Origin of the sequence: Methylotenera sp. L2L1 (genome assembly GCF_000744605.1) — a bacterium.
Taxonomy (GTDB): Bacteria; Pseudomonadota; Gammaproteobacteria; order Burkholderiales; family Methylophilaceae; genus Methylotenera.
In genome coordinates this window covers 792,662-814,985 of sequence record NZ_JQMG01000001.1, presented here as the reverse complement: position 1 = coordinate 814,985, position 22,324 = coordinate 792,662, and the positions used below count along the sequence as shown (strand labels likewise).

General features: G+C 45.6%; 19 protein-coding genes. 13 read left to right on the top strand and 6 right to left on the bottom strand.

The features are described from left to right. The first annotated feature begins 150 nt into the window (after positions 1-150). The 6 genes from FG24_RS03870 (at position 151) to FG24_RS03845 (ending at position 8,616) form a co-directional block, all read left to right on the top strand. On the top strand, positions 151-390 hold the full coding sequence (locus FG24_RS03870) for an accessory factor UbiK family protein (protein WP_036301224.1): 240 nt from the start codon (positions 151-153) through the stop codon (positions 388-390). Next, entirely contained in the window at positions 387-1,877 is a 1,491-nt protein-coding gene (locus FG24_RS03865) for a YifB family Mg chelatase-like AAA ATPase (protein WP_036301221.1), read from the top strand. The genes FG24_RS03870 and FG24_RS03865 overlap by 4 nt, the downstream gene beginning before the upstream one ends. 68 nt (positions 1,878-1,945) lie before the next feature. After that, entirely contained in the window at positions 1,946-5,737 is a 3,792-nt protein-coding gene (gene metH, locus FG24_RS03860; protein ID WP_036303940.1) for a methionine synthase, read from the top strand. Between the two features lie 43 nt (positions 5,738-5,780). Continuing rightward, positions 5,781-7,157 carry a UDP-N-acetylmuramate:L-alanyl-gamma-D-glutamyl-meso-diaminopimelate ligase gene (gene mpl / locus FG24_RS03855; RefSeq protein ID WP_036301219.1) on the top strand — a complete coding sequence of 459 codons (1,377 nt, stop codon included), beginning with the start codon at positions 5,781-5,783 and terminating at the stop codon, positions 7,155-7,157. Positions 7,158-7,161: 4 nt separating this feature from the next. Further along, positions 7,162-8,151, top strand: a complete 990-nt coding sequence (locus tag FG24_RS03850; RefSeq protein WP_036301217.1) for an energy transducer TonB — start codon at positions 7,162-7,164, stop codon at positions 8,149-8,151. Positions 8,152-8,304: 153 nt separating this feature from the next. Then, positions 8,305-8,616, top strand: a complete 312-nt coding sequence (locus FG24_RS03845) for a (2Fe-2S) ferredoxin domain-containing protein (protein WP_036301215.1) — start codon at positions 8,305-8,307, stop codon at positions 8,614-8,616. Positions 8,617-8,663: 47 nt separating this feature from the next. On the opposite strand, the gene FG24_RS03840 is transcribed toward FG24_RS03845, so the two are convergent. From FG24_RS03840 to ispH, 4 genes are read right to left on the bottom strand one after another with little or no spacing between them, the layout of a single operon-like run. Beyond that, on the bottom strand, positions 8,664-9,092 hold the full coding sequence (locus FG24_RS03840; RefSeq protein ID WP_036301214.1) for an HIT family protein: 429 nt from the start codon (positions 9,090-9,092) through the stop codon (positions 8,664-8,666). Between the two features lie 59 nt (positions 9,093-9,151). Beyond that, entirely contained in the window at positions 9,152-10,264 is a 1,113-nt protein-coding gene (gene nadA / locus FG24_RS03835) for a quinolinate synthase NadA (protein WP_036301211.1), read from the bottom strand. A 37-nt stretch (positions 10,265-10,301) separates the two neighbouring features. Next, complete coding sequence (gene nudB, locus FG24_RS03830; protein WP_036301208.1) at positions 10,302-10,754, bottom strand: dihydroneopterin triphosphate diphosphatase; 453 nt, start codon at positions 10,752-10,754, stop codon at positions 10,302-10,304. Positions 10,755-10,771: 17 nt separating this feature from the next. After that, positions 10,772-11,836 carry a 4-hydroxy-3-methylbut-2-enyl diphosphate reductase gene (ispH, locus tag FG24_RS03825; protein WP_235189715.1) on the bottom strand — a complete coding sequence of 355 codons (1,065 nt, stop codon included), beginning with the start codon at positions 11,834-11,836 and terminating at the stop codon, positions 10,772-10,774. A gap of 152 nt (positions 11,837-11,988) precedes the next feature. On the opposite strand from ispH, the gene purU reads away from it, so the two are divergent. Beyond that, positions 11,989-12,843 (top strand): formyltetrahydrofolate deformylase, encoded by an 855-nt coding sequence (gene purU, locus FG24_RS03820; protein ID WP_036301205.1) that lies wholly within the window; start codon positions 11,989-11,991, stop codon positions 12,841-12,843. A gap of 341 nt (positions 12,844-13,184) precedes the next feature. Here the strand turns inward: purU and lysA are convergent, their stop codons facing one another. Together lysA and lptM are read right to left on the bottom strand one after the other, a co-directional pair. After that, entirely contained in the window at positions 13,185-14,435 is a 1,251-nt protein-coding gene (lysA, locus tag FG24_RS03815) for a diaminopimelate decarboxylase (RefSeq protein WP_036301202.1), read from the bottom strand. A gap of 40 nt (positions 14,436-14,475) precedes the next feature. Next, entirely contained in the window at positions 14,476-14,580 is a 105-nt protein-coding gene (lptM, locus tag FG24_RS12670; RefSeq protein WP_200876901.1) for an LPS translocon maturation chaperone LptM, read from the bottom strand. A gap of 239 nt (positions 14,581-14,819) precedes the next feature. On the opposite strand from lptM, the gene FG24_RS03810 reads away from it, so the two are divergent. The 6 genes from FG24_RS03810 to FG24_RS03785 are packed head-to-tail and all read left to right on the top strand — an operon-like array spanning position 14,820 to position 22,209. After that, positions 14,820-15,275, top strand: a complete 456-nt coding sequence (locus tag FG24_RS03810) for a type IV pilin protein (protein WP_081880933.1) — start codon at positions 14,820-14,822, stop codon at positions 15,273-15,275. Beyond that, positions 15,269-15,856: a GspH/FimT family pseudopilin gene (locus FG24_RS03805; RefSeq protein WP_051901423.1), complete on the top strand. Its 588-nt coding sequence runs from the start codon at positions 15,269-15,271 to the stop codon at positions 15,854-15,856. Before FG24_RS03810 ends, FG24_RS03805 begins: the two co-directional genes overlap by 7 nt. A 9-nt stretch (positions 15,857-15,865) precedes the next feature. Continuing rightward, a complete protein-coding gene (locus FG24_RS03800) occupies positions 15,866-16,360 on the top strand; it encodes a type IV pilus modification PilV family protein (protein ID WP_235189714.1) in 495 nt (164 codons plus the stop codon). 21 nt (positions 16,361-16,381) lie between these two features. Then, positions 16,382-17,488 (top strand): PilW family protein, encoded by a 1,107-nt coding sequence (locus tag FG24_RS03795; RefSeq protein WP_036301198.1) that lies wholly within the window; start codon positions 16,382-16,384, stop codon positions 17,486-17,488. Further along, positions 17,485-18,099, top strand: a complete 615-nt coding sequence (locus FG24_RS03790; RefSeq protein ID WP_036301195.1) for a pilus assembly PilX family protein — start codon at positions 17,485-17,487, stop codon at positions 18,097-18,099. Before FG24_RS03795 ends, FG24_RS03790 begins: the two co-directional genes overlap by 4 nt. 9 nt (positions 18,100-18,108) lie before the next feature. Continuing rightward, the gene (locus FG24_RS03785; RefSeq protein ID WP_081880932.1) at positions 18,109-22,209 is read left to right on the top strand and encodes a PilC/PilY family type IV pilus protein; all 4,101 of its coding nucleotides are present in this window, start codon (positions 18,109-18,111) and stop codon (positions 22,207-22,209) included. Positions 22,210-22,324 lie beyond the last annotated feature (115 nt).

Here is a 22,324-nt window from a genome sequence, read left to right as displayed (position 1 = left end):
TCTAAAAAATACACGATTTTGTTAAAGCAAGTGCCGTGCCAATAATAAAACTGTTTATAATCAATAGGATATTAAATGGTGTGATTGTTGTGTTTATATAATGCTGATAAATAATCTGCTAAACTAGACTAAATTAATAAGGAATTTAATATGCTAGACAATCATAAAATTAATGAAATATCTAATAAAATCAAAGAGGTAGTGGCAGGCTCGCCATTGGCAGATGTTGAGAAAAACCTAAATGCACTATTAAAGAGCGCATTCACCAAAATGGAGCTTGTGACGCGTGAGGAGTTTGAGGTGCAGGCCGAGGTGTTACGTAACACACGGGAGAAGCTTGCTTTGCTAGAGGCTAGGCTGGCTGAATTGGAGAGGCAGCAAGCTTTATGAGTTTAGCTGTGTTATACAGCCGCGCCCTTACTGGTATGGATGCGCCGCAAGTAGTGGTGGAGGTACATCTAGCCAATGGCTTGCCTAGTTTCACCATCGTGGGCTTACCTGAAGCCGAGGTGAAAGAGAGTAAAGACCGTGTGCGAGCCGCTTTGCAAACCGCGCAGTTTGAGTTTCCTGCCCGTCGTATCACTGTGAATTTAGCCCCTGCGGATTTGCCCAAAGAGAGCGGACGCTATGATTTACCGATCGCACTTGGCATATTGGCCGCCAGTGGTCAGATTCCAACCGCCGCTTTATCTCAGTACGAGTTCGCGGGTGAGTTGGCATTAACTGGTGAGTTGCGCCCAGTGCGTGGTGCACTAGCCATGACTTATAAGTCTTATCAAAGCGGGCGCGCCTTTATTTTGCCTATTGAGAGTGCGCTAGAGGCCGCATTGGTAAATGATGCCGTCATCTATCCAGCTAAAAACTTGCTAGAAGTGTGCGCACATTTGAGTGGACGCACACTATTGGTGCAAGTGGATGCGCAGCGCCAAGCACAACCCATTATTTATCCTGATTTTAGTGAGGTGAAAGGGCAGTCTGGCCCTAAGCGCGCTTTGGAAATTGCAGCAGCCGGTGGCCATAGTGTGATTATGAGCGGGCCGCCCGGCACTGGTAAAAGTATGCTGGCAAGCCGCTTTGTTGGCATATTGCCCAGCATGGCAGAAGACGAAGCGCTCGAATCCGCTGCGCTACAGTCGCTCAATGGCCAATATAAAGTGGAGCATTGGAAGCGGCGTCCATTTAGGTCTCCTCATCATACTGCCTCTGGTGTGGCTTTGGTGGGCGGTGGTGGTATTCCTCGCCCGGGTGAAATTTCATTGGCGCATCGAGGTGTTTTGTTTTTAGATGAGCTACCTGAGTTTGACCGCAAAGTGCTGGAGGTGTTGCGCGAGCCTTTGGAAAGTGGACATATCACCATTTCACGCGCGGCACGTCAAGCTGATTTCCCGGCCCAATTTCAGTTAATCGCTGCCATGAACCCTTGCCCTTGCGGATATTTAGGACATTTCAACAATAAGTGTCGTTGCACACCCGATCAGGTTTCCCGTTATAAAGGCAAAATCTCAGGTCCGCTATTAGACCGTATCGATTTACATATAGAAGTAGCGGCCTTAAAAGAAGATGAGCTTACTAAAGCTACGAATGCAGAAGCAACAGAGGTCATTCGTGCCCGAGTTGAAAAGGCGCGTGATGTGCAACTGCGACGTCAGGGTAAAGCTAATTTTGCGCTTGGTAGCTCGGAAATAGATCAATATTGCCAGCCTGATGCGGCTGGTTTAGCTTTGTTAAAAACCGCGATATCACGCCTTAATTTATCGGCACGTGCTTATCATCGTATCTTAAAAGTAGCACGTAGTATTGCCGATTTGGCGGGGGAGGTTGATATTAAACCTGCACACATCGCCGAGGCTGTGCAATATAGACGTGGCGAAGTATAGAACTAGATATAGCAACCCGATACTTGCATGATAAAATTGAGAAAATTTTAACGACTGAACTGATTTTCATGGCTCATTTAACACCCTCCCCGATAGAAACCCAATTACGCGCTTTGCTAGCGCAACGCATCCTGATTTTAGATGGTGCGATGGGGACTATGATTCAGCAATACAAGCTGACAGAAGCGGACTATCGTGGCGAACGCTTTGTGGACTTTAAAGCACCTGCGGGTGAGCGTGAGTTGTTTGTTAAAGGCAATAACGAATTATTGACCTTAACCCAGCCTGACGTTATTCAAGAAATTCACGAAAAGTACCTAGCGGCTGGTGCTGATATCATTGAAACCAACACCTTTGGTGCTACAGCTGTGGCGCAAGATGACTACCATATGGCGCATCTGGTGTATGAAATGAACGTTGAGTCAGCTAAGTTAGCAAAGGCTGCTTGTGCAAAATACAGCACGCCAGATAAGCCGCGTTTTGTGGCTGGTGCATTGGGACCTACCCCTAAAACCGCCTCTATTTCACCAGATGTGAACGACCCCGCCGCACGTAATGTGAATTTTGATCAGTTAGTGAATGCTTACTTGGAGCAAACGCGCGCGCTGGTTGAAGGTGGTGCAGACATCTTAATGGTTGAAACCATTTTTGATACGCTTAACTGTAAAGCGGCATTGTTTGCGATCGACGCTTTTTTTGAAGAGGTGGGCTACACCCTGCCTATTATGATTTCTGGCACGGTGACCGATGCTTCTGGGCGCATTTTGTCTGGCCAAACGGTAACCGCGTTCTGGCATTCTGTACGCCATGCCAAGCCACTTACCATCGGCCTCAATTGTGCATTAGGCGCTACCTTAATGCGCCCTTATGTGGAAGAGCTGTCTTCGATTGCAGATACTTTTGTGTGTATCTACCCCAATGCTGGCTTGCCTAACCCAATGAGCGACACTGGCTTTGATGAAACGCCAGATGTCACCTCAAGTTTGGTAAAAGAATTTGCACTGAGCAATTTCTTGAACATTGCTGGCGGCTGCTGCGGTACCACGCCAGACCATATCAATGCCATTTATAACGAAATTAAAGACCTACCGCCACGTCAGCTTCCAGTGTTGCCACGCACGCTGAAGTTGTCTGGCTTAGAGCCGTTCGTCGTCGATGATGATTCGCTATTTGTGAACGTGGGCGAGCGTACCAATGTGACTGGCTCAAAAGCCTTTGCACGATTGATCATCAACGAGCAATATGATGAAGCACTCACAGTAGCCCGCCAGCAGGTAGAAAACGGCGCACAGGTGATCGATATCAACATGGATGAAGGCATGTTGGATGCGATTAAAGCCATGACGCACTTTTTGAATCTGGTGGCGTCAGAGCCGGATATCGCGCGCGTGCCAATTATGATTGACTCTAGTAAATGGTCTGTGATTGAAGCAGGTTTAAAATGCGTGCAGGGTAAAGCTATTGTCAATTCGATTTCCATGAAGGAAGGCGAAGAAGAGTTTATACGTCAAGCGATGCTATGCAAACGCTACGGCGCCGCCGCTATCGTGATGGCATTCGATGAAAAAGGTCAGGCTGACACCTTTGAACGTAAGATTGAGATTTGCAAGCGCGCTTATGATTTGCTGGTAGAAAAGCTCGACTTCCCGCCAGAAGATATTATTTTTGACCCCAATATCTTCGCCATCGCAACCGGTATTGAAGAGCATAACAACTACGCGGTTGATTTTATCAACGCCACGCATTGGATTAAGCAGCATCTGCCTTACGCTAAGATTTCCGGCGGCGTATCCAATGTGAGTTTCAGCTTTAGGGGCAATGACCCCGCGCGTGAAGCGATTCACACCGTATTTTTATACCATGCCATCAAGGCTGGTATGACCATGGGTATCGTCAATGCCGGCATGATGGGCGTGTATGACGATTTACCAGCAGAGCTTAAAGAGCGCGTAGAAGACGTGGTGCTTAACCGTGTGGTTGACCCCAATAACCCATTAGCTGCTACCGAGCGCATGATTGAGATTGCCAGCACCTTAGTGGCTGGCGGTAAAAAAGAGGCTGCGACACTAGAATGGCGCGGCACGGCAGAAGCCCCTACACCAGTAGAAAAACGCTTAAGTCACGCTATGGTGCATGGTATTACCGAATTTATTGTAGAAGATACCGAAGAAGCGCGGCAAAAAGTCGATGCGGCTGGTGGCAGGCCGATTCACGTGATTGAAGGCCCGCTCATGGATGGCATGAACGTGGTGGGAGATTTGTTCGGCCAGGGCAAGATGTTCTTGCCGCAAGTGGTGAAGTCCGCGCGCGTGATGAAATCTGCTGTTGCGCATCTCATCCCATTTATTGAGGCAGAAAAAGCCGCCGATGAGGCACGTACTGGCATTGTTGCTAAACCTAAAGGAAAAATGGTGATTGCGACGGTAAAAGGCGATGTACATGACATCGGTAAAAACATCGTTTCCGTAGTGCTGCAATGTAATAACTTTGAGGTGGTGAACATGGGCGTGATGGTGCCTGCCTCTGAGATTCTCGCCATGGCCAAAGCAGAAAATGCTGACATCATAGGCTTATCTGGCTTGATTACACCGTCATTGGAAGAGATGGCGCATGTGGCGCGCGAAATGCAGCGCGACCCGTACTTTAAAGAGCAAAAAATGCCGTTGTTGATTGGTGGCGCCACTACTTCACGTGCGCATACTGCAGTAAAAATTGCGCCGCATTACGATGGCCCGATTGTTTATGTCGCGGATGCATCACGTTCAGTCACCGTGATGCAGAGCTTGCTCACGCCGGAAACTCGCGGTGCCTACTTGGCTGAGATTCAGGCCGATTATGAAAAAGCCCGTACCCAGCATGCCAATAAAAAAGGCACGCCTATGCTCACCATTGCAGAAGCGCGCGCCAATAAAGCCGATTTGTCTTTTGCAGGGGCAGATGCGCCAGTTAAGCCTAAGTTTATCGGCCGTCGCGAGATTAAGAATACAGATTTGAGCATCATCGCCCAATACATAGACTGGACGCCGTTCTTCCAGACTTGGGACTTAGCAGGGTTCTACCCCGCTATTTTGAAAGATGAAGTGGTGGGCGATGCTGCGACTAAGCTATTTAATGAAGCGCAGGTGATGCTGAAAAAAATCATCGATGGTCGCTGGCTCACCGCCAATGGTGTGGTGGCGCTACATCCGGCTAATCGTGCCGGTGATGACGATATTGAAATCTATACCGATGAAACGCGTGAAAATATCGCCTTCACCTACTACGGCATGCGCCAGCAAACCGTAAAGCCCGTGATAGATGGCATTGCGCGCCCTAACCAATGTCTGGCCGACTTTATCGCACCTAAAGGCACGCCTGACTACATCGGCTTATTTGCTGTGACTGCTGGTTTGGGTATTGAGAAGCATGTGCAGCGCTTTGAAGCCGCGCATGACGACTATAGCAGCATCATGCTCAAGGCCTTGGCGGATAGGCTGGCTGAAGCGTTTGCAGAATATATGCATGAGCGCGTGCGTGTGGATTTCTGGGGCTATGCGCCGAATGAAAACGTAAGCAAAGAGGGGCTGATTAAAGAGCAATACCAAGGCATACGCCCTGCACCGGGCTACCCTGCTTGCCCTGATCACACGGTTAAACCAGATATGTTTAAGTTGCTACAAGCGGAGACTATTGGCATGGCATTAACAGAGTCATTCGCTATGTCGCCAGGGGCTGCGGTGTCAGGCTTCTATTTTGCACATCCGGAAAGTAAATATTTCAGCGTGGATAAAATTGGCGCAGATCAGTTGCAGGACATGGCTGAACGTAGGGGCTTAACTAAAGAATATTTAGAGCGTTGGTTAGCGCCTAATCTTTCTTAATTCCGAAAATTTAATCGTTTACAAGCAAGTAAAAAAACAACTTATGCACATTCATATATTAGGTATTTGCGGTACATTCATGGGCGGCATCGCAGTGCTGGCTAAGGCCGCAGGTCATAAAGTCACAGGTTGTGACGCCAATGTTTATCCGCCAATGAGCACACAGCTAGAGGCGCAAGGGGTGGAGTTGATTGAGGGTTTCGACCCATCGCAAACCGCACTTAATCCAGATATTTACGTGATTGGTAATGTGGTATCACGCGGCAACCCTTTAATGGAAGCGATTCTAAATCAGGGCTTGCCGTATATTTCAGGCCCGCAGTGGCTGGCAGAGAATGTACTACAAGGTAAATGGGTGCTTGCAGTGGCTGGCACGCATGGCAAAACTACAACCAGCTCAATGTTGGCCTGGATATTGGAGTATGCAGGTTTAGCGCCTGGCTTTTTAATTGGCGGAGTGCCTGAGAATTTCTCAGTGTCAGCGCGTCTGCCACAAGCACCAGCACAAGATAAAAACAGTGTATCGCCATTTTTTGTGATTGAAGCAGACGAATACGACACCGCCTTCTTTGATAAGCGCTCCAAGTTTGTACATTACCGCCCACGTACTGCGGTATTGAACAATCTGGAGTTTGACCATGCCGATATTTTTGATGATTTGAATGCGATTGAAAAGCAGTTCCATCATTTGGTCAGAACTGTACCGCAGCAAGGCTTAGTAGTTGCCAATGGTAAAGAGGATAGCTTGCAGCGCGTGCTGGATAAAGGCTGCTGGACACCCGTAGAGAAGTTTGGCACGGATGACGACTGGCAAGCCACTAACGCACAAGGTGACGGTAGTTTTGATGCTATTTACAAAGGCCAAATGCAAGGGCACGTGGCATGGGGTTTGTTAGGTGAGCACAACCGCATGAATGCGCTGGCAAGTATTGCAGCAGCTCGTCATGCAGGTGTGGCGGTTGAGGTGAGTATTGCTGCGTTGACTGAATTTAAGAACGTAAAACGCCGTATGGAAGTGCGTGGAGAGAGCCATGGCGTGGTGGTGTATGATGATTTTGCGCATCATCCTACCGCCATTGAAACCACCATTGCCGGCTTGCGCGCCAAAGTAGGTGCTGCCCGTATCTTGGCAGTATTGGAGCCACGTTCTAACACCATGAAGCTTGGGGTGATGAAAAACGCCCTACCAGCTAGCTTAGCGCAAGCTGATTTGGTGTTTTGTTATCAAGCCAATTTGGGCTGGGATGCTGGCGCGGCGCTTGCGCCCATCGCCAATAAAACCCAAGTGCACGATGACCTGACGCAATTAATCCTTGCGATTAAGCAAGTGGCAACGGCTGGAGACCATGTGTTGGTAATGAGTAACGGTGGCTTTGGCGGCATTCACCAAAAATTGCTAGATGCGTTAAAAGAAGTGTAAGCATTTGAGCAAGCAGCCAGCAAAAACAGCGTTAAATCCATTGGCATCACTCATTGTAAAAATTAAAACAATGCGTGTGATGACCATTGCGCTGAGCATCTCTTTGCTGGTGCATTTGGTGATTCTCAGCGTACATTTTGAACCTGAACTTAAAAAGTTTCGTGATAAGTTGCCAGTGCTCGAGGTGATGTTGGTTAACACCAAAACCAAGTCAAAACCGCAGAACACCGAGGTTTATGCACAAGCCAATTTAGACCGCGGCGGCAATACGGACTTAGACCGTCAGATGAAAACCGCATTGCCTGCATTCAAACAGCAGCAGGCAGACGTGACGCTTAAACCCGTGGTGAACGCAAAGCAAGCAGCCAAATCGGCAGAGCAGCCAGCAGAAGAGAAGCAATCGAAGAAAAATGTTGCCGCACTAGAGCGGCAAGCGCAGGCCTTGATGACGCAGCTGGAAGCCACGCATAAGGTCGAATCTCAGCCGGTGCAAAAGGTGAGTGCTACCGAGGTCGAGACCGCGCCTCAAGAGAATTTGAGTAAGAAGGTCAATATTCAAGATATAACTGCCGCCGCGCTGGAGATGGACCGCTTGGAAGCCTTGATTGCTAAGCAGCAGGATGAGTATCAAAAACGACCCAAACGCAAATTTGTCGGTGGCCGCGCGCAGGAATATCGCTATGCGCTATATGTAGAGGCCTGGCGCCAAAAAGTGGAAAAGATTGGTAATCTGAATTATCCGGAAGCCGCAAAAAATTTAAAACTGTATGGTCAGCTGCAAATGACGGTTTCTATTAAAGCCGATGGCAGCATTGAATCTATAGAAGTCAACCGCAGTTCCGGGCATAAAGTCCTGGATGCCGCTGCAAGACATATTGTTGAATTAGGTGCGCCTTACGCTAGGTTTCCTGATGATGTGCGTAAAGAGATCGATGTACTAAGCATCACCAGAACTTGGACGTTTACTAAGGAAGAAAGCCTAGCGACAGAGTAAGCTCTCGTCATTTTAATTGCTGTTATCTTCTCTTGCTGTACTAAGGGCGCAGTCTGCACTCAAGTACCTAATAGAAATTAAAAATGTTAATGGTTTTACTTGGTTTGAAAATACAGAGCCCGTTGTTGCCTTAAGAATTGATATGAGAAAATTATGACCAGCCATTTCGAACACCACGTATTTTTCTGCCTTAACCAGCGCGAAGGCGGTGCCGCCTGCTGTATGGATCATGGTGCAGAACAGGCCTTTGAGCACATGAAGTCCCGCGTGAAAAAGCTAAACTTGAATGGTAAAGGTAAAGTACGCATTAACCGTGCCGGCTGTTTAGATCGCTGTAATGACGGGCCAGTGATGGTGGTTTACCCGCAGGCGGTCTGGTACACCTTTGTCGATAACGATGATATTGATGAAATTATTGAAAGCCACTTAATCAATGGCAAAGTAGTTGAGCGTTTGCTGGTTTAAACTAAGGAAATTGGTAGTTTGCTGAAACGAGTTAATTTGTTGGCAATTTAACTAGAGCCAAGTGCACATTCAATCAATGTGCCCATATTGTCGGCCAAAGCCTGTTTGGTTTGCGCATTTAGCAGCGAGGTGTGGCTTTCACGTATCGCTTGCCCCCAATGCGAGTTGGGGAAGTGTTTATCATGCTCAAAACGCGGAATCACATGCCAGTGAATATGTGGGGTTTTATTACCTAAGCTCGCTAAATTGATTTTGTCTGGGTTGAGCGCTTCTCTTAATGCAGTTTCTACAGCAAATACCACTTTCATCATGCGCGCGCGGTCTTGCGGCGCTAAATCAGACATTTCTTTAACATGTGCTAGCAACTCTACCCGGCAATAAGCTGGGTAGTCTGTATCATTAAGCAGCACTACACGGCAGAAGTCATCTGACCATAAGGTTTCATGGGGCGTAGGGCTGCATAATGGACAAATCACTGAATACCTCTTAACGAAAATTGCTACGCTAGGGTGCTTGTTTACACGAGCATGCAGGCTTAAGACGCCGCCAACATGCGGTCTAAAGTCAATTTTGCCAGTTCCGCTTCGTGCGCCGGTACTTTAATCTGGTTCACGACTTTACCTTCTACCAGATTCTCCAGCACCCAAGCCAAATGTTGCGGATCAATACGCGCCATCGTAGAGCATTCACACACCACATGGCTCATAAACTGTACTAGCTTGCCTTCAGCCTTCATTTGCTCGGCAAGGCGATTCACTAGGTTTAATTCCGTACCCACTAGCCATTTAGTGTTGGCTGGCGCATCACTAATCGTTTTTAAAATATACTCGGTAGAGCCCACGTAGTCAGAGTGCTGGCAAACTTCAAACGGTGCTTCTGGGTGTGAAATCACGAATCCATCAGGATGCTCTTCACGGAATTTAGTGATGTTTTGCAGGCGGAACATTTGATGCACCGCACAGTGCCCTTTCCAGAGCAAAATCTTCGCATTCTTGATTTGCTCTACGGTTAAGCCGCCTAACGGTTGATCAGGGTCCCACACCGGCATTTGCTCTAGTGGGATACCCATTTTGTAACCACTCCAGCGACCTAAGTTTTGGTCAGGGAAGAACAGCACTTTTTCGCGTTGTGCAAAGCCCCATTCTAGAATTTTTGGTGCGTTGGTGCTGGTACAGACGATGCCGCCATGCTCACCGCAAAATGCTTTGAGGTCGGCAGCCGAGTTAATGTAGGTAATTGGCGTGATTTGCTCATCAAAGTTCAGCACTTTGTTCAGCTCACGGTAGCTGCGCTCAACTTTTGCAAGATTAGCCATGTCCGCCATCGAGCAGCCTGCTGCAAGGTCAGGCAGAATCGCAATTTGCTCTGGGCGACTTAAAATGTCGGCGACTTCTGCCATGAAATGCACGCCTAGAAATACGATGTATTCAGCATCTAGGTTTTCAGTGTAGCGAGAGAGCTTCAGTGAGTCGCCCGTGTAATCGGCATGGCGATACACGCTCTCGTGCTGGTAGTGATGACCTAAAATAACAAGGCGTTTCCCTAATTTCTCTTTGGCGGCAATGATGCGGCGCTGGCAGTCAGCGTCATCTGTCGCTTGAAATTTCTCGAATTTAATCGGGGCGGCTGGTATGGTTGCAATAGACATAGTATTTTCTAAAAGTGCGCACGCTAAAGCGTGTATTTTATAACGTTAATTGATGTCGTTCACCTAATCTTTTTAATGCATCTACGTTTGTCCATGAAAACACCCGTTTTGCAGCCTCACGCCAATCGACCCACTCATATTGCAAATGTTCGTCAGGCGCCAGTATAACGGGCAAAGGACTAGGTAGCACTAAGCCGAATAAGTGTTCGCGGTTTTCAGTGACGCCAGGAGCATAGCGATGGCGCCAATGCGGGTAAATTTCATATATATTTGAAACTTCCCAATCTTCCAAAGTATATTGCTTGGCATCTAGGCCTGTTTCCTCAGACACTTCTCGAACGGCTGCCTGATAGGGTGTTTCATCACCTTCAATGCTACCAGTAACCGATTGCCAGAAACCTGCTTTATCCGCACGCTCCATAATTAACACTTTTAAATCTGGTGTATGAATCAACACAAGTGCAGAAACTGGGGTTTTATACGTTTTCAAAGTTGATGAGGACCGTATTAGTTAGAGTGTGACTTAGCAGGATTAGTTTTGGCTGCATTCGTGAGGTTTTTTGGCAGTTGAAATACGACACTTTCAATCACCCCCTGTAATTCCTGAACGTTGCCCGCACCAAAACTCTGTAATTGCGCAATCACTTCTTTTACTAACACTTCAGGCGCAGAAGCGCCAGCAGAAACACCGATTTTCTTCTTATTGATTAGCCATTCTGGCTTTAAGTAACTAGCGTTATCCACCATATAGGCTTCAATGCCTTGATTTTTCGCTACTTCACGCAGGCGGTTGGAATTTGAGCTATTAGGCGAGCCGACGATAATCACAAGGTCACAATCTTGCGCCATGATTTTCACTGCATCCTGCCGATTTTGCGTGGCATAACAAATATCATCGCTTTTAGGCGCGTTAATCTGCGGAAACTTCTCTTTTAGCGCATTGATCACTAAAGCAGCGTCATCCATTGAGAGCGTGGTCTGAGTGACATAGGCGAGCTTAGCAGGGTCTTTTACTGTTAATGCCGCAACATCTTCAGGTGTTTCTACTAAATACATACCTGTACTGCTTTTCGTATTGGTTGCTTGATTATCGGCAGTAGTAGTTTGCTCAACCTGCCCCATGGTTCCCTCCACTTCAGGGTGGCCTTTGTGCCCAATCATCACGATTTCCATCCCTGCTTTGCGCATCTTCTCAACTTCTATATGCACTTTCGTCACTAGTGGACAGGTTGCATCGTAAGCAGTCAGGCCGCGTGATTTAGCTTCTGCCCTTACCGCTTTTGATACGCCATGTGCACTAAAAATCACGATACTGCCAGTAGGAATCTCGTCTAACTCTTCAACAAATACGGCACCCTTGGCGCGTAGTTCATCAACGACAAATTTGTTATGCACTACCTCATGGCGTACGTAAATCGGTGCGCCAAATTTATCTAAGGCTTGTTCTACAATAATAATGGCGCGGTCAACGCCCGCACAAAAGCCCCTGGGGTTGGCAAGTACGATAGCAGCTTCGCTAGAAGGCGCTTCGCCCGTGAGCTGGTGATTCAGAGTGGTTTGTTCAGGGTTCATATTTCATCAACATTCAAATTACATCAAGCGCTGAGCGCATCAGGTATAATTGCTTCTTTTAAAATAATTAAATTAAAAATATTTTCAGTGAGTCAGCATCATCCAATATTGGGTTGGCTGGCAATAAGTTAGCTGGACTATACATTTTTACTATGAAAAATACTGCAACCCTACTGATTACTTGCCCAGATACTAAAGGCATTGTCGCAGCAATCGCTGATTTCTTACTTCAGCACAATGCTAATATTTTACACGCAGACCAACATCAAGATGCGGAAAATAATCTATTTTTAATGCGCGTTGAATGGGATCTCACAGGATTCAATTTAGACGAAGCGAGTTTTAATCATGCATTTTCTGAAGTTGCTAACAAATTCAGCATGCAGTGGCAACTTAAGTTATCTCAGCATAAAACGCGCGTGGCCATTATGGTATCGCAGTATGACCATTGTTTAGCAGATTTGTTGCATCGACATAAAAGTGGTGAATTAGCTTGTGAAATACCATTAGTGATTAGTAATCATCGTGATACTGAAGCGCTAGTTAAATTTTATGGCATTGATTTTCATCATATTGAAGTTAATAAAGACAATAAGTCTCAAGCTGAGGCCGCTCAATTTAAGCTGTTTGCAGATTACAACATTGATTTAATCGTGTTGGCGCGCTATATGCAGATTTTATCGCCAGACTTTGTCACACGTTACCCGCAACGTATTATTAATATTCATCATTCCTTCTTGCCCGCGTTTATTGGCGCTCGCCCTTACCACCGTGCATTTGAGCGTGGCGTTAAGTTGATTGGTGCAACTAGCCACTACGTGACAGAAGTATTGGATGAAGGTCCGATTATTGAACAAGGCATTGACCGCATTTCACATCGCGACCAAGTAGAAGATTTGATTCAAAAAGGACGAGACTTAGAGCGTGTTGTACTATCAAAAGCAGTGCGCTGGCATATTGAGAACCGTATTTTGCTATACGCAAACAAAACGGTTATTTTTGATTAAGAACGTTTAGTTAATCAAAACGACCTAATAAAAAAGCGAAGATTAATCTTCGCTTTTTTATTACACATAGGGCATTTCCCGAAACAGAATGTGTCCTAGGCCCCAGCAAAAACTGATGTAATGCTTTCACGCACTAAATATTGCAATAAATACGCCCCTGCACAGATATCAAAGCTTCGTCATTACTGTGAAAACGGGAATCCATTTTAATCAAACCCTTAGATGGACTCCTACTTTCGTGGAAGCGACGGTATTGTACTTAGTCTGTTTCCTGGTGGTTAGCGACAGCGAGGCAATGGTTCGCGATCACCGATCGCTCCTGTATTGTGCAAGCTTACAAACTAGCTGTTTGGCAGTATATTTTCATTGGCAAACAAGTCTGCAATTTGTTCGCGCTTTCTAATTAAGTGGCATTGGTTGCCATCTACCATGATTTCCGCAGCGCGCGGTCTAGTATTGTAGTTGCTAGACATGCTCATGCCATATGCACCTGCAGACATAATCGCTAACAAATCGCCCTCTTCTAATGCAAGTGCTCTGTCATGGCCCAAAAAATCGCCGCTTTCACACACTGGCCCTACTATTTCATAGTTCACTGTAGCTTCAGCGCGAGGCTTAACTGCTTTAATGTCGTGGTAAGCATCGTAAAGTGCTGGACGCATCAGGTCATTCATCGCCGCATCGACAATCGCAAAGTTTTTTGTTTCTGTCTGTTTTAAATACTCAACTTTAGTGACTAAAACGCCAGCATTGCCAACCAGGGCTCGGCCAGGCTCAAACACGAGTTTTACCTCACGGTTACCCAGTTTTTCACGCATGGCTTTTGCGTAAGCTGTAAATTCTGGAGGCGTTTCGTCGCTATAGCAAATGCCAATGCCGCCACCTAGGTCGATATGTTGGATATCAATCTTGTTTGCCGCCAAAGCATCTACCAGCGCTAGAACGCGATCAAATGCGTCTAAAAATGGTGATAATTCAGTAATTTGTGAGCCAATATGGCAATCTACACCGTGAATCGCAATATTTGACATTTCTGATGCTTGTAAATAAATGTCCAGCGCATCTTCATATGCCACGCCAAATTTATTATTTTTTAAACCTGTAGAAATATAAGGATGTGTTTTAGCATCTACGTTTGGGTTTACCCGTAATGATACAGGTGCAACTTTCTCCATAGAGGTTGCTACATCGTTCAAGCGTACTAATTCACTGGCAGATTCTACGTTAAAGCAGAAAATACCGGCCTCCAATGCCGCACGCATTTCCTCAGCAGTTTTACCCACGCCAGAGAACACGACTTTCTTAGGGTCGCCACCCGCAGCAATCACTCTTGCCAGCTCACCGCCAGATACGATATCAAAACCAGCGCCAAGCTTTGCAAATAAATTCAAAATCGCAAGGCTAGGGTTGGACTTTACAGCAAAGCACACTAAGTGGTTAGCATCTTTAAAGCCGGCACTAAAGCGTTCAAAAGCTTGGCTAAGTGCAGATTTAGAATATACGTAACAAGGCGAGCCAAAATTCTCTGCAATTTGGGTAAGGGCTACATTCTCAGCATGTAGCACGTCATTTTTAAGCGTAAATGTATTCACAGTAATGTCTTAACGGTAAGGGAATTAAAAAGTAGCCAATTTATTTGTTGGATGCGGCTGGCTGTGGATATGCCTGTTCAGGAATATAAAGTGGGCCCTTAGTGCCGCAGCCTACTAATATCAGCTGGGCAACCAACAGTAACATAATTTTTTTTGTAAATGGCGTCATAGGTATTTTGGTGTGATGATTTATATAAAATCAATTGCCCACAGCATTGAATAATGCGGCTTATTCTATCATTTTTTAGAAGCGTTAATGTTAAGCTAATGTTGTAAAACAATAATTAGTAACCGTTTGTTCGGTGAAATTTACCGATTGTCGGCTACTGATAGACATCGATTAACGTAAGTAGCATGATGCATTTTAAGTAAAAGGGGAATTGAATGAATATCCTAGCAAAATTACAAGACTGCAATAAACAAGGTCAATTTTTCTCTGGTCATGCAGTAAAACGACACCGTGGATTCACGTTGATTGAGATTATGATTGTAGTAGCGATTATTGGTATCCTCGCAAGCGTGGCCTTACCTGCTTATACCAATTATGTAAAAAAAGCCAAGGCGGCAGAAGCGCCTTCTGAATTAGCCAGTGCTAGAGTGAGAATGGAGCAGTTCTTTCAAGATAACCGCACGTATGATGGCGGACCGTGTCCTGAAGATATCCAGAATTTTACTTTCACTTGTGATTCGGACGACACTACTTATACCTTAACGGCAGACGGTGTTGGTGATATGAGCAACTTTCAATTTACTATTGACCAAGATAATACTAAATCCTCCATCTACGATGGAGTTAGCGGCGCAGGCTGCTGGTTAACAGGTAAGAGTGGCACATGCTAACCTTACGCACAACTCGGCATCAAATACGACGGACTAGTTTTAGTCATGTTGGCTTTAGCTTGGTTGAGTTAATGGTTGCCGTGGCTGTCATTGGTATTCTTGCGGCGTTTGCGTTACCTAGTTATACGACTTGGATTGAGAATACTCGAATTCGAAATGCAGCGGATTCCATTAACACTGGCCTACAAAAGGCAAGGGTTGAAGCATTAAAGCGCAATGCAGATGTTAAGTTTGAGCTTGGCGTAGGTTCTGAATGGACAATTGGTTGCGTAACTGTGACGGCTGAGTGTCCAGACCCAATCGAGACAAGGGGTGAAAAAGAAGGCTCTTCAGCCAGTATCTCTGTGACGGCAACGCCGGTAGGGTCTACCATTTTAGTTTTTACCAGCTTAGGACGTGTTCGCTCTGCACTTGAAGGTGCGCCGGAAGATCCCTTTACGCAACTTAATATTGATAACACGTCCATGAGTGGCTCGGATAGTCGGGACTTGCGTATTCTGATTGACGCTGGCGGTGCGGGAAAGTTGTGTGATCCTTACACTGGTTTGTCGGACACAGATCCAAGAAAATGTCCTGCTTGAGGTGTTTAAATGACTAAACAAAATCAAACAACGAAAAGTAGGCTTGTACACTTAAGTGAGGTGGCGCCTCAATCTAAGATGCAGCAAGGTATTGCGTTGCTTGAGTCTATGATTGCCATTGTTATTTTTTCTATGGGAATTTTGGCTTTAGCTGGCTTGCAAAGTGTAATGGTTAGAAATACGTCCGATGCTAAATATAGGACAGAGGCAACCTTTATTGCTCAGCAAGCGATTGGCAAGGTCTGGGTAGGATCAGGTGATCTTGCCGATTCAATTGAAATTAATGCCGACATCTCGGATTTATTACCTAACGGCACGCGAAGCGTTTCAGTTTCTCCTTGCCCGGATCCTACGGTGACCGTGACTGTGAAATGGACGTTACCCGGAGATGATCAGGAGCATGAATACATTACTAAAGCACGAGTTGAAGGGATTAAAAATGATCCCTCTTCTGCAGGAGACGCTTCTGCTGGTTCTAGTTCTAGTTCTGGCTCTGCTTGCTAAGATTGTAAGGATAAGATGATTATGTTGAAGCGATACGATACTGCAACTCTACACCAATCAGGCTTTAGTTTAGTCGAGTTGATGGTTGGTTTGGTCATCGGCCTAATTGCTAGCTTAGTAATTATGCAAGTTTTCTCTGCATATGAAGGTCAAAAACGTAGTACATCTGGCACCGCTGATGCGCAAACTAACGGTAGTATTGCACTACATCACATTCAGCGTGATGTGCAGATGGCCGGTTATGGTTTGCCTATGCCAAGTGCAGATGAGGAGAATGCATCGCTTAAATGTGATCCATCACCAGAGTTTGACCATGATGGTGACCCCGCAACGGATGATCTTGATATATTCCCTTTGGCCATTAAAGATGGTGAAGGCCCAAATGGGAGTGATGTTGTGATAGCCCGCTTTAGTACTAAAGCGATGGGTGCAGTGCCCGTTAAAATAGGATCTGATGCAAATAAGGCAAATCTAGAAGGTTTGAAAGCTGAAAATAATATCGGCTGTCAAAAAATGGGTGGTACAGATTACTATAATATCGCTTTAATTAGCCAAGGTACATCGTGCCGTATGGCAGTTATTGAAGGTGTTGAAGGTGATAAAACAATCCGCTTAAATACGTCTGGTGCGCCGATTGTGGATGGTGCAAAAATAGCCTGCATGGGCGATTGGCAAGATCACCGTTATGCAATCGAAAAGGATGATGCCGAGAAGTATCAGTTGACGTTAAATGGTGATCCAATAGTGTCTGAAGTTGTGAGCATGCAGGCGCAGTATGGTGTTTCTGAGCCGATTGTTTCAGGAGAGGCTAAAAATACAGTGGTTAGCTGGGTGGATGCAACGGGCGATTGGGCTACACCTACTGTGGCCTTCCGCAATCGTATTAAAGCAGTACGTATTGCAGTGGTTGCGCGCAATGATTTATTAGAAAAAGATGCCGTCACTAACCAATGTACAACAGCAAAAGGGGTTGTAAATAATGGTCCTTGTGCTTGGTATGATCTTGATGTGGATCCAGCACCTGCCATTGATTTGTCAGAAATAGATAATTGGCAATGGTATCGTTATAAAACGTACGAAACAATCATTCCATTACGTAACATTATATGGTCTAGGGGTGTGCTATGAGTACCCCAACTGTAAAATCTTTAAAGCAACAAGGCGTTGTGTTGTTTGTTGCCTTAATTGCGTTAGTTGTGATGTCTTTAGCGGCAGTCGCGCTGATACGGTCAGTGGATACTAATACTATTATTGCGGGCAATATGGCGTTAAAACACAGTGCATTAGTTTCGTCTGATCGTGGCGTAGAAGCGGCGCTAGATTGGTTGGGTAGTGAGAACTCAATTGATCTTAAACGGCTTGAGCAAGACAATGTGGCAAAAGGATACTATTCCACATTTAGTATCAATGGTTCACCAGATTTAGACGACAGCGAAGTATTAAAAGCTGATGCTACATGGATTGCTGCAGCTAAAGCCACAGGCGAAGGCATTGTTGGGGGCAGGGAGGAAAGTAGTGGTAATGAGATCAGATTTATTATTCAGCGCATGTGTCGAGTGAGCGGGGAGCCCAATAGTGATAACTGTTTGCAGGGTGCTCCTAATACTGACAAAAGTAGTAATGGGATAAAGACTGAGTGCTGCCCCCCGGAACCAAAACCGGAACCAATTTACCGTATTACAACACGTGTCCAAGGGGCTAAAAACACAATTAGTTATGCCCAGACATTTGTATATTAGGAGTAAGCGATGCTCAAAGTTTATCAAAAATATATGCAGGTGCTAAGTCCATTGGTGATGGCTTTTGCTTTTCATCTATCAATACCGCAGGTTGTTATTGCTGCACCGGTTACATCACCACTGGATCTTGCCACAATTCCATTAGCCAATAGCCCTACCATTACGATACAGCCTAATTTGTTATTTATATTAGATGACTCTGGTAGTATGAGTTGGGATTACATGCCTGATTGGGCGGATAGTAGCAATGCATCTCAATTTAAAAATGCCAGTTACAATACTATTGCCTATAATCCTAGTATTCGTTATTTACCACCTGTTTTTTTTAATACATCAGGGCTAAATACAACTCAGTATCCTAGCCAAATCGGTCAAGCTACGGCTACTGGCGCTAGTTCGGCAACCAAGCCAAATTGGCGCCAAGTTAAAAATAATGCTTACACTGGTTCAGGTTACCCTACTGGGACTAAGAATTTAGAGACAGACTCCATTTTCTTTCATGTGGTACCCGGAGAGTACTGCACCAAACGTGACCTTAAAGTATGTAATGCACAATCTGCACCAACAGCCACATACCTATACCCTGCCTCTGTGCGGTGGTGTAATACATCAGGAAATGCAGCAGCCGTTTCACCTGCAGCCAATAGCTGCCAAGCCACTAATTTGACAGGGTTTACTAATTTAAGGATGCCAAGCGCACGTGTGGCAACTATTGCTGTGTCGAACGGCTCAGGTGGAACAACCAGTGTTTCTTCAGTAACGGTGGGAGGGGCGCAAATACTTTCTGTAGCGACAGCAAGTTTTAATAATAATAATAACTTGGCCTCTGCAATTTCAACCAATATTAACAATTGCACTTTTGCCTTAACTGGCAATTGTACGGCTAGAGGTTATTTCTCAGTGGTTTCTGGTAGTGACGTGACAGTTTATGCATCTCCAACTGCCGCAGCTGCAAACATTACTAGTACGCCAGTCATTACCAAGTCTGGCGGTAGAAATGTGACTCCTACCGCCTTTTCTGTGAACGCTGTACCTGGCAAAACTTTACCAGTCGTGATTTCTTCATCTTTGAACAGCTATACACTACCTGGCTCAACAGCCAAGGCGGCAAGTCGTACAGATTGTGCAGGAACAACTTGTACTTATGTTGAGGAAATGACCAATTACGCCAACTGGCATACTTATTATGGTACGCGTGGTCAATCCATGAAAACCTCAGCTAGTATCGCCTTTAAAGATGTGACTGAAGATTATCGCGTAGGTTTTATGACGACCTCTACACGATCTTCAGAGATGCTTAATTTTAATACATTCAACACGGCACAAAAAGCAGCCTGGTATAGCAAGTTCTTCGCTGCACCAGCAGATCGAAGCACGCCGCTTAGAGGCTCGCTCTCAAAAGCTGGGCGTATCTATGCAAATGAGACCGCGGCCAAGCGAGGTGTCTTTACAGACCCAATACAGTACGAGTGCCAGCAAAACTTCTCTTTATTAACGACAGACGGTTATTGGAATACTGGGGACGAAACCTCAACTTATGCGGGCGGGCCACTGGGCTTAGATGGTCTTAATGTGGGTAATAAAGATAGTGCTGCCGATAACACCCCAAGGCCAATGCGCGAGGGGGCAACGGCCCGCGATGATACATTGGCAGATGTTGCAAAATATTACTTTGATTCGGATCTTCGTACTGCGGATTTGCTCAATTGTACAGGAGCTAAAGGCGAGAGTGTGTGTCAATCACCCGCGCCATCCACAGCCAACCAGAAGCAAAATATGGTGACACTGACTTTGGGGATGGGGGTTGATGGTGCGCTGTCTTATACATCAGATTACAAAATTGCGACATCTGGCGACTTTACTGATATTAAAAATGGAGTGAAGAACTGGCCAGACCCTATTGCTAATACTGAAGCAGAGCGAATTGATGACCTTTGGCATGCTGCTGTGAATGGTGGCGGTACCTACTTTAGTGCAAAAAACCCTACGGATTTAGTAAATCAGCTGAAAGAGGCTTTAGCTTCGATTGAGGTGAAGCTAGGTGCTGGCTCTGCGGCTGCTACCAGCACACTTAACCCAGTGTCTGGAGATAACAATGCATATGTGGCAAGCTACACTTCTGGTTATTGGATTGGTAACCTAGAAAAAAGAAGCATAGATATTGTGACCGGTGCAGTGAGCCAGTCAGCAACTGCTTGTGTAGAAGATGTGGTCCCATCAGCCTCATGTGTCAGTCCATCCAGTGTGGTACCTGATGGTAGTGGTGGGTACAATTGTGTAACACCAAATGTGACTGACCCATTAGCATGTATTGGCACTTTGGATGGTACTGACTGTAAAGTATCAATCTCAGTGGCATGTGTTGGTACTTTAAAAAATAAAGTAAGCAATTCGGCAGATACACGTACTATCTATATGAATAATGGCGGTGCACTGACTAGCTTTAGCTTAGCTGCCATTACTTCTGCGGGGTTAGCAAGCACCTTGCAGCCGACTTTCTTGGCGGCTAACTTGACGCAATGGCCAAGTTTTAGTACCGCACAGCAGGCAAATGTTACGTCTGCACGCTTAGTGGCCTATTTGCGTGGGCAAACAGGCTATGATGAAGGGGCTACCTTATCTGAAAATAAACTTTTCCGTAAACGTCAAGCGGTGTTGGGTGACGCAGTTGACTCTAAACCATCGTTTTTAGGTAAGCCTATCTTTAAATATACGGATACAGGTTATGCTGCATTTAAAGAGGCGCCAGCTCAAACCGGTAGGGCAAAAACAGTATTCATGGGTGCCAATGATGGTATGTTGCATGCATTTGATGCAGGGACATTACAGGAACTATGGGCTTATGTACCAAGCATGGTGATTCCTAATATGTGGAAGCTTGCAGACGCGGCTTATGGTAATAAGCATAGCTATTATGTAAATGGCGACCCTATTATTTCGGATGTGTATGATGGAGGCGCGTGGAGAACGATATTAGTAGCTGGTTTAAATGGTGGTGGCCGTGGTTACTATGCCTTGGACATTACTAACCCGAGCAGCCCTACATTGTTATGGGAGTTTGATGCGAGCGATGAGCCTAATTTAGGCTATACCTATGGCACACCGATCATCACTAAAAAATCGGATGGTACATGGGTAGTGTTAGTCACTTCTGGTTATAACAATATTCCAGATAATAGTGCGTTTTACTCAGACCCAGACACTAAGTTTAAGCCAAATAACCCAGCATTATTTAATACTGGTGATGGCAAAGGTTACCTCTATGTACTTAACGCAATATCAGGAGCCAAAATTTCTGAAATACCAACGGGCGTTGGTAGCACTTCGTTACCGAGTGGCTTGGCTGAAATCAGTGCTTATGCAGATGATCCAGCAAGAAATAATACTGCTACATATGTGTATGGTGGGGATTTATTAGGTAATTTATGGCGGTTTAACCTGACAGACAATAGCAAAATACTGTTTGCTACGCTGCAAGCAACTGGTTCGCAACCGATTACCACCAGCCCAGAGTTGGGCACCATTAAAAATAAACGGGTAGTGTTTGTGGGCACTGGCAAGTACCTTGAGGTAAGCGACCTGACCGATACAAGTCAGCAAACTCTGTATGCAATCAAGGATGATAATGCTACGGCCACAGTGGTGAATCCACGTTCTACCCTTGTTCAGCAAACTATCGTGCCAGATGGTTTTGATATGCGCCAGAGTGGAACTAGCAATGCTGTTGATTTCAGTTCAGGGTTGGGTTGGTATGTAGACTTCCCTGATACTGGAGAGCGTCAAAATGTAGCTTCACAATTGGTGCTAGGTACTTTATTAGTGCCAACAACTGTACCAACATCATCAGCCTGTCAGCCAGCTGGCTATGGATGGTTGACTTTCCTTGATTATGAAACTGGTAGGGCTGTTAATAATTTAGGATCGAATGTTGTTTCGCTAAGAACTAGTGCACCTTTAGTCGGTTTTAACGTACTATATATTGATAAGAAACCTAAAGTGTCTGGTGTGACTGCAGACGACCCTACGCCTAGGCTACTTAATCCTTCATTTGATTTTACTGGTGCTGGCTTCCAAAAGCACAGATCTATTTGGAGAGAGTTAAACTTTTAATCAAGATTGCTGCTGAATCAATATCTAATATTGCAGCTAAGGATATGAGTTGATTTTTTGCAAGAGCCATTACCACAAATGATGGCTCTTGCATTTGCACTATGTTTTTGTCGGG